Annotated in this window: 11 protein-coding genes; 10 read left to right on the top strand and 1 reads right to left on the bottom strand. The window is 47.9% G+C overall.

The window, feature by feature from the left end; translation table 11 throughout:
* Positions 1-18: 18 nt before the first annotated feature.
* The 5 genes from QL234_RS10215 (at position 19) to QL234_RS10195 (ending at position 7,722) form a co-directional block, all read left to right on the top strand.
* Complete coding sequence (locus QL234_RS10215) at positions 19-1,443, top strand: S41 family peptidase (RefSeq protein WP_281557716.1); 1,425 nt, start codon at positions 19-21, stop codon at positions 1,441-1,443.
* A gap of 509 nt (positions 1,444-1,952) precedes the next feature.
* Entirely contained in the window at positions 1,953-5,525 is a 3,573-nt protein-coding gene (locus QL234_RS10210) for a PilC/PilY family type IV pilus protein (RefSeq protein ID WP_281557715.1), read from the top strand.
* A 215-nt stretch (positions 5,526-5,740) separates the two neighbouring features.
* The gene (locus tag QL234_RS10205) at positions 5,741-6,148 is read left to right on the top strand and encodes a hypothetical protein (protein ID WP_281557714.1); all 408 of its coding nucleotides are present in this window, start codon (positions 5,741-5,743) and stop codon (positions 6,146-6,148) included.
* Positions 6,149-6,403: 255 nt separating this feature from the next.
* Positions 6,404-7,294 (top strand): hypothetical protein, encoded by an 891-nt coding sequence (locus tag QL234_RS10200; protein ID WP_281557713.1) that lies wholly within the window; start codon positions 6,404-6,406, stop codon positions 7,292-7,294.
* A 227-nt stretch (positions 7,295-7,521) separates the two neighbouring features.
* On the top strand, positions 7,522-7,722 hold the full coding sequence (locus QL234_RS10195) for a hypothetical protein (RefSeq protein WP_281557712.1): 201 nt from the start codon (positions 7,522-7,524) through the stop codon (positions 7,720-7,722).
* 209 nt (positions 7,723-7,931) lie between these two features.
* Here QL234_RS10195 and QL234_RS10190 read toward each other — a convergent pair whose 3' ends face one another.
* A complete protein-coding gene (locus QL234_RS10190) occupies positions 7,932-8,279 on the bottom strand; it encodes an efflux RND transporter permease subunit (protein WP_348650706.1) in 348 nt (115 codons plus the stop codon).
* 195 nt (positions 8,280-8,474) lie between these two features.
* Here QL234_RS10190 and QL234_RS10185 point away from each other — a divergent pair, with 195 nt between their 5' ends.
* From QL234_RS10185 to QL234_RS10165, 5 genes are all read left to right on the top strand, one after another.
* Positions 8,475-9,278, top strand: coding sequence for a transporter substrate-binding domain-containing protein (locus tag QL234_RS10185; protein WP_281557711.1), 804 nt, complete (start codon positions 8,475-8,477; stop codon positions 9,276-9,278).
* 119 nt (positions 9,279-9,397) lie between these two features.
* Positions 9,398-10,228 (top strand): CbbQ/NirQ/NorQ/GpvN family protein, encoded by an 831-nt coding sequence (locus QL234_RS10180; protein ID WP_281557710.1) that lies wholly within the window; start codon positions 9,398-9,400, stop codon positions 10,226-10,228.
* A gap of 127 nt (positions 10,229-10,355) precedes the next feature.
* Positions 10,356-10,709 carry a hypothetical protein gene (locus QL234_RS10175; protein ID WP_281557709.1) on the top strand — a complete coding sequence of 118 codons (354 nt, stop codon included), beginning with the start codon at positions 10,356-10,358 and terminating at the stop codon, positions 10,707-10,709.
* Positions 10,710-11,038: 329 nt separating this feature from the next.
* Positions 11,039-11,479 carry a cytochrome c gene (locus tag QL234_RS10170; protein WP_281557708.1) on the top strand — a complete coding sequence of 147 codons (441 nt, stop codon included), beginning with the start codon at positions 11,039-11,041 and terminating at the stop codon, positions 11,477-11,479.
* 5 nt (positions 11,480-11,484) lie between these two features.
* A complete protein-coding gene (locus QL234_RS10165) occupies positions 11,485-12,885 on the top strand; it encodes a cbb3-type cytochrome c oxidase subunit I (RefSeq protein WP_281557707.1) in 1,401 nt (466 codons plus the stop codon).
* Positions 12,886-12,888: the final 3 nt, after the last annotated feature.

Here is a 12,888-nt window from a genome sequence, read left to right as displayed (position 1 = left end):
TAGAAAGGAATGACTAAGATGCGATTGCCAAGCATAGGACGGATCACTTTGCTGAGTCTGGTATTGAGCGCTTTAACAAGCTTAGCGGCTGTGGCGCAACAGGCGCAGATGAGCGACCAGGAGAAACTGTACGGACTGTCGCTTTTCTGGAAAGAGGTCAGTTATAACTTTGCCTATTTTGATCAGGTTGAAGAGCTCGATTGGGATCAGGCTTATCAGCAATATATTCCCCGGGTCTTGGCGACCGAAAATGCTTATGAGTATTACCGGGTGCTGAGCCGTTTTGCCGGTTTGCTTAACGACGGTATGACCACGATAGAAATGCCTGAGGGGTTAGTAGATGAGTATGTCGGTTTTCCCGCGATCCGCCTGGCAGAAGCCAATCGCCAGGCGATTGTGGTGGCTGTAGATAAGGCGCTGGCCGCCGAGTTGCCTTTAGGCTCTGTGATTTTAGCCGTCGACGGCCGGGAGAGTGCGGCTGTGCTTGAGCAGGATGTTTTTCCCTATATCAGCAGCTCTACCACGCATATCCTCTGGGATCAGGGGATACGCGGCAACAAACAATATGGTTATGGGCTGCTGGCAGGAGCCCCCGGCAGCAATGTTAAACTGAAAATTCGCGTACCGGACGGGGAAATCAAAGAGCTCAATGTCAGTCGCCGTCATAACAAGCAAGCCGTCGACTGGCATGCCGCCCGCGGTATCAGGCATGAGGAAAGCTTTTCGATGAAATGGCTTGACGATCAGCTTGCTTATGTAGCGTTGAACAACTTTTCGGATATGGCGGTGGTGGAAAACTTTATTGCTTCTTTGCCCCAGCTGAAAAAAGCCAATGGTTTGGTGATTGATCTCAGGTTTAATGAAGGAGGCAACACCTTTTTGGCTGAAGAAATTTTGAAATACCTGACCTTCAGGGATCTCACCGGTGCCCGCAGCCGCATGCGGGTGCATAATTCCACCTATAAGGCCTGGGGGAAATTCGCCCGGCAATATGACTGGGCCAAGGAATACGGAGCCTATTATAATGGTGAGGCCTGGCAGGAAAGCGAAGCCAATGTGCTCTATGCCGATGAAATTGCATTAAAAGACAAACTGGTGATCACAACGGCTATTCTGATCAGCCGGGAAACCGCGCGTGCGGCGGAAGATTTCCTGGTGTATGCCGACGGCGTCAAGCATTTCAAAACCATAGGCGAGCCCACCTTTGGCAGCACGGGACAACCGCTGTTTTTTGATCTGCCCGGCGGCGGCAAGGGGAAAATTTGCTCTAAGCGGGAAACCTTTGCCGATGGCCGTGATTTTGTCGGCTACGGTATTCAGCCGGATATCCTGGTAAAACGGGATGCCGATTATTACCTGAGTGAGTCGGATCTGACCCTGGAAAAAGCCTATTTATGGTTAACCAATGAAGTAAAAAAAGAGACTTTAGTAGCAGTGAAATAACCTTAGCTTTGTAGTCATGGATAAGCTGTCAGAGGAATAATACACCCCGGCTATTTGCTTTTTAGTCGCCTGTCCGATTTTACCGGGCAGGCGACTTTTGTTTGCTAAGTTTGCAATTTTTTTAATTATATAGCACTGCATAAACTTGTCTGAGTATTGATAAAATAGCGCGATTTGCAGTCGCTCTCTAATTGTGTCAAGCTTGAGGTGTACGTTATTTGCTCGTTTTTTACCGGTTATTACTTGTATATATACCGGTGAATGCGGTTTTCTCTGTACTCCTTTGATGCAAAAGAATGCAAAAGCTGACTGCTATCATTTCAATGTTTGTTTGATAAGGCATAGTGTGAGGCAGGAAAGCGCAGGTAATGTTGGGTTTCCCCGGCTTTAATCAAGCCAGTAAGATAAAGCGTTAATACAGTTCAAACCGGCTACATGGAGGTAGAGATCTCCTGCTAGCAGGTCATTCCCGGTCAAGAGCAGTAATTTCTGAACACGGGAGCAGTAGTATGAACAAGTGGTTAGGGTGCAGTTTACTTATTTTTATCTCCGGCTATCTTGCGGCTGAAGATATTGAACTTTATGTCGGTGATGTTTCCCAGCGCAGCGGCACTAAACCCCAGGTGCTGATCATTTTCGACAACTCCGGCAGTATGAGCACCTCGGAAGAGGTCAAAACCCCCTATGATCCCAATACCGTTTATCCCGCTATCGGCGGCTTTAACAGCTTAGCTGAGCGGTTTATTTATTTCACTAAAGGCACCGGGGTTGACGGCACCATCCCGGTCCCCGACAGTCCAAGTGAAGCCCGACGTTTTTTAGATGATATCAACTCTTGCCATACCGCCAAATTACGCCTGGACAGTGTCGGGTATTATACCGGCCATATCCGCGAATACAGCTTTCAGGGCAACTCCGGCAGCTGGCAGGAAATTCCTGATAACAGCGGCGCCAACATAGAAGTTATCGACTGCTGGGATGACGTTAACCTGTTGGATCCGGAAAATGCCGGTATATTAAAGAAAAATTCACCGCTGGAAGCCTTACCCGACGGTTACCCGGTAGACGGACAGGGCACTAAGCAAAACCCGGTTTATTATACCGCCAACGCCGCGGACTCCCAGACCCAGCTGGGGACCGGGGAAGTGGTTACCTTATATACGGATAATTATTTGCGCTGGAGTCAGAGCGAGAGTATCGCCACGGTAAACCGCAGCCGGCTTGATATCGCCAAGGATACCGTGACCGATCTGATTGAATCGGCGCCGTCGATAGATTTTGGCCTGCAAATTTTCAATCATAACCACAGCGGGGAATATACCCGCGACGGCGGCCGGGTGGTGTTTGGTATCCAGGAAAGCACAGCAGCGGCGCGCCAGGAGCTGATCGATATTATCAACCTTGAACTAGACGCGGAAACCAATACCCCTTTATGCGAGACCTTGTACGAGGCGCGCCGTTATTTCGGCGGCTTGTCGGTAGACTTTGGCGATAATGACTCCAACCGTGGCAGCAGCTATAGAGGCAATACCCCGCCGCGGGATACCTCGATAGAAGACAGTAAAACCTATATCGCCCCCTATAACGGTTGCAGTAACCAGGTTTATGTGATTTTGATCACCGACGGCCAGCCGACGCGGGATCTGGCGGCAGATACTTATGTCAGCGGCTTGCCCGGAATAGGCGCCCCTTTTAATGTCAACGGCACCAATAATTACCTGGCGGCTTTGGCGGGCTGGATGAATACCAATGATATCAATGCGGATATTGACGGTAATCAATATGCCACCTTATTTACCGTCGGTTTCGGTAAGGATGCGATCAACGATGCCGGGGAATTATTACTTGAAGCGGCCACCCTGGGAGGGGGGGAATATTACCCGGCTGAAGATGCCAGCAGTTTACTTTCTTCCCTGCAGTCGGCGCTGATTGAGATTTCGCGGGAAAATACCAGCTTTACTTCGCCGTCAATTGCTTCAAATAATTTTGACCGTACCGAAACCCTGGATTCGGTTTATTATGCGATGTTTTTACCGGACAGGGGACCACGTTGGCAGGGCAATATAAAAAAACTTAAAGTCGTCAACGGAGTACAGGTAGACAGGACCAATGCCTCGGCCATTAACAGCGAAGGCAGCATAGACGATAATGCCAAAACGTTCTGGACCCAGTCAGCAAGTGCCGACGGTAATGAAGTCAAGGAAGGCGGGGTCGCGGACATGCTGCGCAGTAAAACCGATCGTAATATTTTAAGCGACCTCGGGGCTTCTACCGCGCTGGTTGCCCTGACCCGGGCCAATGCCGAAGCGACCCTGGGCGGCAGTGCGGGCCTGGCGGCGCTATTGGATGTTACCGAGGATGAGATTGATGCCCATCTTAACTGGGCCAAGGGAATTGATGTCGATGATGCCGATAGTGACGGCTCTACCACGGATATCCGCTTTGATGTCTTTGCCGATCCCCTGCATTCCAAGCCGCTGGTGATCAATTATGGCGGCTCCAGCACATCTCAGGATATACGCATTATTATCGGCACCAATGCCGGTGTTTTGCATATGTTTGACGATAACGGCGACAGTGTCGATGAAAGTTGGGCCTTTATGCCGAAAGAATTTTTTCCCAATATCAAATCGCTAAAAGACAACTTTCCCACCTCGGCCAAAGTGTATGGTATTGACGGCTCGGCTTCTTCATATATTTTGGATAAAAACGGTGATGGCACCATCAGCAGCGCCAGCGGAGATAAGGCCTGGATTTTCATTGGCTTGCGCAGGGGAGGATCTTCATATTATGGCCTTGATGTGACCATCCCGGATTCACCTAAGCTGATGTGGCATATTGACAGCAGCACGGCCGGTTACAGTGAGCTCGGGCAATCCTGGTCCCAGCCCAGGGTAGGCTTTTCGGCGCTTAATGTTGTTAGCGGTAGTGCCAGTCCGGTGATTTTTTTCGGCGGTGGCTATGATATCGGTAAGGACAGCTCAGGGGCGGGCAGTAATGATACTGTTGGCAGGGCCATTTATATGGCAGATGCCAAAACCGGTACCTTATTGTGGAGTTTGAGCCCGGGTACCGCTTCTGGCAAACATACCCAGGTGACGGCATTAACCGACAGTATTCCTGCCAGTATCGGGACTTTAGATAGTGACGGAGACGGTTTGATCGATAGATTATATGCCGGAGACAGCGGCGGTAATGTCTGGCGTGTCGATATGCCCGGCAATAACCCCAACAGCAGCGATACTCCGTGGACGGCCTTTAAACTGGCGCAGCTAGGCGGTACCTCTAACGCTGATGACAGGCGATTTTTCAGTGAACCTTCTATTGTCAGAACCCTGATCAGCGATACCATAGAAACTTCGGTTACCGATGTAGACGGCAAAACCACTACGGTAGTCACGCGCCAGGAAAGGCCCTATGAGGCGATATTGATCGGCAGTGGCGATCGCTCCACTCCCTCGGCGACCGATACCAGTGATAAGTTTTTCATGATCCGCGATGAAACGGTTTTTACCCAGTCATTTAGCGATACCAGTACGCCGCCGACTCCGGATGCGATTGAGATCACCGACCTATATGATTATACCAATAACCCTTTTGGCCAAACGATGACTACCCAGGAGCGGGAAACACTGGAGCTTGCCGTAAGCAGTAAAAGCGGTTGGTTTGTCGATTACACCGGCAGTGGCGAGAAAAGCTTATCGGCGGCGACTGCGGTGGCCGGTGTTGCCTATTTTACTTCTTTTACCCCGGCATCCGGCAGTAACAGCAATACCTGTGAACTCAGTGCCGGTGCCGGTGTATTATATGCCGTTGATTTGGCGTTGGGTACGACCATTTATGATTGGCGGCAATTAAGCGTTGGTGATCGGATCCCGGATACTCCGACGGTGATCATTCCGCCGGATGATTCAGAGCATAGCAAATTATTATTTGTTGGTGTGGGCGAAGGGACCGATGGCGGCACTATTACCCTTTGTAGCAGTGATGATTGCAATCCGGGTGATCCTGACGAAGACGATCCTAATGGCATCAGCCTGAAAACCATGCGTACTTACCTTTATGTCACCGAGGGCCAGTAGCGCTGATAATGGCCATGTGGTTAGCCGCGCTTTTTAAACAGCAACAGCAGGCAAGTCGATGTTATTTTTATAACGGGCTTTATTCTTCTCCCTTGTTGCCAGGGCTTGCAGGGCGGGGAATGGTGGTACAAATGGGTTACAAATCATAGCAGTTAATAACACCGGTCTTCGCTAGAATAACCTTATAGCTTAAGGTTGAAAAAGGGTGAATAGCGATGAAAGGAAAAAATGAACTCAGATTATCCTATATGGCGCAGGTGGTTTTGTATTTATTGGTGGTGATCCACTGGCTATTGCCGTTTACGCCGGTAAACCAGCATCCGGAGCCGCATATTAAGATTGCGGCATTGGGGATAGGGGCGATATTTTTGATGTTCGCACAACTCTCTTATACCCGGCCGAGGCAGAGTTTCGCCGGTGGTTTGATTTTTTTATTAACCCTGTATATCGTCAGTGCCGTGACCGGAGCCTCACCGATAACCGAAGGCCTGGTGGTAAAATTGTTGTTTGCCGCCTTGTTACTGGTGGATTTTCTTGATACCGGCAAGGCAAATGAACAAGACAGCAGCGAGGAGCAGATTTTATCCCGCGGTTTTATAACGGATCAGCACCGCCGGGCTTAAGTTGCAGCTTGAGCTGTTATAACCGGACGGTTAAAAAGTTGGCGCTTAGGGAGACGAGTCTGAGCGCCTTAATTTTACCACCACAAAAATAATTTCTTCATTGCCCAACATCGCAGCGATTAATATTACTCCAGCCGTAACTTTTCAGCCATTGTTACCAATATTTCCACTTTTATTTGAAAATTCAATAATCTGGCATACCTTTATCCTTGAGTAAATAAAACAGGACTTGTTTTTTAATAAGGATAATAACATATGAAAACGATAAAACTCGCTGCTCTGCTTTTGACCATATTGCCACTTTCCCTTCAGGCTGATACCAACAGTAAAAGGTTACCAGAGCCATTGGAAATAAAGATCGACAGGGAAAATATTTCCGGTGTATTTTGGGGGCAAGGTGAGCAAAATATACTTGGCAAAGCGCTGGCGGTACAGGGGGAGAAACGAACGCAGCTACATTTTTCCAGTATGCAAATTGCCCCGGGACAATTTGAACTTGCGCTGGTTGTTCACGGTAAAAGCCTGACGGCATCGGTGGATAAGGATAGTAAAAGTGCAAAACTATCCGCCCTGGATGCCAAAGGACAAGCAGTATTTTTAAACGAAAAAGACCGCTTGCAACTTACGGCATTACTTAAAACCTATGAGCTGCAGGGCTACGGCAAGCAAAACGATGCCGCCAATATGCTTAAGCGTTTACTTTCTTTATGGGCGCAAACCCCGGATAGCGTGAGTCTGCAGCGTACTATCGATGGCGTTTCTACCTCTGCCTATGAAAACTTGTGTAGCTATAACGGTCTTGAACTTGCCGCAAGTCATGACGGTAACCAGTGCGGTTATGATGACCCCGAATGCACCAGTTTAGCCCTGGTGGGCAGCCGGGGCAGCAATACCGAGTCCTTTATTAACGGCCAATGGACCACGGCGGTACCGGATCATATCCCTAATGTCCGCCAGCGGGGGGAGTGTTATGGCAACTGTGGCGGCGGCTGTCCATCGGGAAACCAGATCCTGACCCGGGATTGCTTAAATCATGATCAATGTGTGCGTAACGGCCATTCCTTGATCAGCGGTTGGTGTAACGATGATTTTACTTATACTTTTGACGATGCCATGTTTGCTCCTGAATGTCCCGGCACCGACTAGGGAGCAATGCCGGTTTGTTGCTGCTTTTTTGTTAAACTAATTTGTTTTAATAATGTAAATATGTGACGGCAAATGTATAAAACTTGTAAATATTTGTTTGACATTATTTAACTTGTTCAGTAGTTTAGTCCGGTACCTGCTTTTGGCCACGATGGCATGGAAGCAGGTATTAACTGAAAAATAATAATAGAAAATTCATCGACTAACGGGTGAATATAAGGAATATCATGAACAAGAAATTAATGTTAGCCCTGACGGGTTTAGGTATGGGTATCAGTCTGGCAACTACAGCAAGTGCAGCAACTAGCAGCGAATGCCGTCAAGCCTACAGCATGTCAAATTATTACTGCAACTATGTGATGGACGATAACATGTGCCGTCACTGGGTTAACATTGTCAGAGCATGTGGTCAGGAACTGATGATCTAATTTCTTAGGGAGATATCACTCCCGGGAAAAAGGATCTGTTATCTAAATTCAGATAGCAGATCCTCTATGAAAGACAGAAAATGGTTCAGTAAATTTTACAAAAAACAATCCTCTTCAATATCCTCTTGCATTATTACCTTACCATCAGAGCTAACAGCTATTACTGTCGCCCTTGAAGCTCAGACAGCTAAAAGTAAAACTTTTTATGCTCAAGCGGCATCTGCTGTGATTATTTTCTTTGTGCTTCGATAAGTTTTTGCGAAACTGGTAAATAGCGGTAAAGACAAAATGCCGAAAAAACTCAGGGTAAACAGCGCACTGACCGTCATGTCGCCAATGATCACTGCCGCCAGGCCCTGGTATATTTCCGCACCTTCGCCCGGGCTTAACATCAGTGGCAACATGCCAAAGGTGGTGGTGCAGGTACTGATATAAATCGGCCGTTTGCGCAGTTTTAGCGCCTCAAGTATCGCACTTCGTTGGTTTAATCCGCCTTTAATGATCATATTGAGCCGCGAGTAAGAGGCATTATTGATCATCAGGGGTAACAGAAACATCTGGTCAGAACTTGATTAATCACCAGTATTTGTGGTGACATATGGGGAGATTATTTTATTCATGTTTTCTCTGCTTTACTTAAGTTTACCGGGGGAATCGGGAGTTAATGCTGTCTGCTGATGAATAACTGCCCACAACTAGTTCATTTTATTAAAAGTATCACGATAAAACTGCTGTTATTGTGGTTTTTGCTCGTGGCTGCGTTTTTTTCACAGGCTGCCCAGCCGCACAGTGCAGCTGGTGATAATAAGCAACAAAAGCATGAACAGCCCAAATCTTCTCTTGTTATTGTTACCGGACAGTTTCCGCCGCTTATTGATGAAAACCGCAAAGACAAGGGTTATATTTCCCGTTTAGTGACAGATGTTTTTGCCCAGGTGGGCATTAAAACCGAGTTTTTATTTGTCCCCTGGGGCCGGGCGCTGCGCATGGTGGAGTTAGGACGCGAAGCCGCGGTGATGTATTTTGACAAGAATGAGCAAAGGGCGGAGTTTTTTACCTTCAGCCATCCTATGCTCAGGGATAACTGGGTATTATTTCACTTAAGAAAGAAGGATATTCACTGGCAACGGCTTGAAGATTTATCGGTTTATAAAATTGGCGCCACCATCAGCTATACCTACACCCCGGACTTTTACCGTCTTGCTCATGACAAAGTACTTGATGTCAATTGGCACCCTTATGATAAGCAGGGCTGGAAAATGTTGATGGCGGAACGGTTGGATATTTTTGCCAATACCGAGTCTGCCTGGTATTACGCCAAACAGGAGTTTTCGCCACAACACCTGGCCCGGCTGGTGGTCCATCCCAAACCGTTAGCGGCGCAACTGGGTCATGTATTGTTTTCCAAAGCACATCCGGATGGCGATTATTTCAAAGAGCAGTTTAACCTGGGGTTCACTCAGCTTAAAAAGCGCAAAACCTTGGCCGATTACCTGCCGGATAAAGTAGGTGTACCCTGGCCTGATATCAGCGCCAGTTCGAAAAATCCCCCTTAACGGCGTTAGTTTTAATCTAGTCTTGATCCGTATCAACTAAGCGTTAATGGGGGTTTGTACTTCGTCCTGGTTAAGGGTATTTTCTAGCTCACGATACTTGCATAAATTAAAGAGTGGTTATGACTGTCAGTACGAATGCAGTAACTATGGCGATAGCAAATGAAGACGAGCAAACGCTTTTTTATCAAGAGCAGGGCAACGAAGTTGCTTTATTTGAGCATGCCTACCAGCATGAATTACCGGTACTGATCAAAGGCCCCACCGGTTGCGGTAAAACCCGTTTCGTCTCCCATATGGCGCAAAAGCTCAATAAACCCCTTTATACCGTGTCTTGTCACGATGATTTAACCGCTGCCGATCTGGTCGGCAGGCATCTGATTGGTCCGCAAGGCACTTACTGGCAGGACGGTCCTTTAACCCGGGCGGTCAGGGAAGGGGGCATTTGTTATCTTGATGAAATTGTCGAAGCGCGTAAAGACACCACTGTGGTTTTGCACCCTTTGGCCGATGATCGCCGGGTGCTGCCGCTGGAGCGTACCGGAGAATTGATCACCGCCGCCCCAGGCTTTATGCTGGTGGTTTCTTATAACCCGGGTTACCAGAATTTATTAAAAGGCATGAAGCCCAGTACCCGCCAGCGTTTTGTTGCTTTAAGATTTGAATACCCGGGCAGTGACGTGGAGCAGCAAATTCTTATCAAAGAAGGTGGCGCCACCCCACATTTAGCCCATAAGCTGGTAGAGCTTGCCCATGCGCTGCGCCGCCTGGAGCAAAATGACCTGGATGAAGGTGCCTCTACCCGGTTATTGATCTATGCCGCGAAAATGATTTCCAGCGGTATGCACCCGCTGGATGTTTGCCGCTCTTGCCTGGCGGAGCCGTTATCGGATGATCCGCAAACGGTGGCGGCGCTGATGGATGTGGCGAAAATCTACTTTGATGAGTCATAGGTCATAAGGTGACTCAGGTGGCGCTTCGAGAGGCTCGGGGCGCCTTTTACCATCAAATGAATAGATACAGCGGTAAAGGAAACCGTTTCTCCCGGTATCGCTCCGGGGCAGTCAATAAGGAAACTCGATGTCAGCAGCTTCATCTTCGGCCAAACGCCTGGCGATTATCAGCCAGTCCCTCTATCTTGCCAATTTATTACTCTTGCCCGGGATCTGCTTTTTGGTGCTAGTGTGGTTTTTTCTTCGCTTTAAGCACCAGAGAAACTGGGCCCGTATTCATTTATATCGATCGTTGCAGTTATCCCTGCTGGCCGGTGCCTTGTTGGTGATAGTGCCGCTTATTTATATGATGTTCTCTGCCAGCATGCAATTGTCTTTGATGATGGTTATCTTATACTTTGTTACTATGCATGCCGCCCTGGTGTTGCTGGGCATGTTGAACTTGTCCCGGGCGATGGCTAAAAAACTGCCCATTTTTTAACGCCGGCTTTTCATTGCCGGCTCATCCTGTTGTTTACGTTTTTCGCCTCGCTTAATAACGACCGGGCGCTTGTTATCCCTTCATAAAAAATGCTTGCTCTTAGGTTGAAGCCCTTATAAACCCTAATGTTTATAAGGGCTTTGGCCGTATGGAGATACTTTTTTGACCCGTATTATTTCGCTATTTTTTGACATGGCGCAAGGTTCTTTTTTATTAGCGATCCCTTTTGAAATACTCATTTAAAAATTTGATTTCCATCAATATCGTGCCGGCAAAAGAGGACTATGCTTGCTTTCGCTTTATTCATTTTCTTATTTAAGGAAAACAACATGTCCGAAAGCTTTACCAAAGGCATGGCACGAAATATCTATTACGGGGGAAGTGTCTTCTTCCTGTTGATATTTTTGGGCCTGACCTTCCACACAACCAAGGAAATGCCACAAAGAGATCATAGGGAGAATCTCACCGAATCCGTAGCGCGGGGAAAAGCGCTGTGGGAAGATAATAACTGTATAGGCTGTCACACCTTGCTTGGTGAAGGCGCGTATTTTGCACCTGAATTGGGTAATGTTTATATCCGCAGAGGGGGAGAAGGGGGCTTTAAGGCGTTTTTCAACGGCTGGATGAAATCACAACCATTAAATATTCCGGGTCGTCGTCAAATGCCTAATTTTCACCTGAACGATCAAGAAATTGATGATTTAGCGGAGTTTCTGAAGTGGACCTCAGAAATGGATGTTAATAGCTGGCCACCAAACATTGAAGGATAAGCTGCATGAGTACTTTAAAATTTCAGTCGCAAGCCGTAGCTAAGCCTTATTTCGCTTTCGCTTTGATCTTGTTTGTCGGTCAAATCCTGTTTGGTTTGATCATGGGGCTTCAATATGTGGTCGGTGATTTTCTTGCCGGCGCCATCCCCTTTAACGTTGCCCGTATGGTGCACACTAACTTATTAATTGTCTGGTTACTCTTTGGTTTTATGGGCTCTGCCTACTACCTGGTGCCGGAAGAAGCCGATACTGAGTTGTGGAGCCCGAAACTGGCGATTATCCTGTTCTGGGTGTTTGCCGCTGCCGGTACCGCCACCATCTTAGGTTATCTGTTGGTGCCTTATTCAACGCTGGCAGAGTTTACCTTTAACGAGTTATGGCCGACCATGGGACGCGAGTTCCTCGAGCAGCCGACCATTACCAAAATCGGTATTGTGGTGGTCGCCCTGGGCTTCTTGTTAAACTTAGGCATGACGATATTAAAAGGCCGTAAAACCGCTATCAACATGGTATTGATGACAGGTTTGATTGGTCTGGCGGTATTCTTCCTGTTTGCTTTCTATAACCCGGAAAACCTGGCACTGGATAAATACTTCTGGTGGTTCGTGGTGCACTTATGGGTTGAAGGTGTATGGGAACTGATCATGGGTGCTATCTTAGCTTATGTCTTGATCAAGGTAACCGGCGTTGACCGTGAAGTGATTGAAAAATGGTTGTATGTCATCATCGCCATGGCGTTGATCTCAGGTATCTTAGGTACCGGCCACCACTTCTACTGGTTAACCACACCTGAGTACTGGCAGTGGATCGGTTCTATCTTCTCAGCCATTGAGCCGTTACCTTTCTTTGCCATGGTGTTATATGCCTTTAATATGGTGAACCGCCGCCGCCGTGAACATCCCAACAAAGCGGCTACGCTTTGGGCGCTGGGTACTTCGGTAATGGCATTTTTAGGCGCCGGTGTCTGGGGCTTCCTGCACACTTTGGCTCCGGTGAACTATTACACTCACGGTTCACAAATCACCGCAGCGCACGGCCATATGGCGTTTTACGGGGCGTATGCCATGATAGTGATGACCATCATTTCATATGCCATGCCTAAGCTGCGCGGTATCGGCGAAGCCAACAGCAACAAAGCGCAGGTTTGTGAAATGTGGGGCTTCTGGCTGATGACGGTGGCCATGGTGTTTATCACCTTGTTCCTGACCGGCGCCGGTATCTTGCAGGTATGGTTACAGCGTCTGCCTGAGTCCGGTGAAGCATTAAGCTTTATGGCGACACAGGATAAGCTGGCGCTCTTCTACTGGATGCGCGAAGTTTCCGGGGTGATCTTCTTAATTGGCCTGCTGGCGTATCTTGCCAGTTTCTTTATCGGCGGTAAAGAAACTGCAAAAGTAAGCCAATAATTT

Origin of the sequence: Thalassomonas sp. RHCl1, assembly GCF_947387555.1 — a bacterium.
Classification (GTDB): domain Bacteria; phylum Pseudomonadota; class Gammaproteobacteria; order Enterobacterales; family Alteromonadaceae; genus Thalassomonas.
This window is presented reverse-complemented; position numbering and strand designations above follow the sequence as displayed.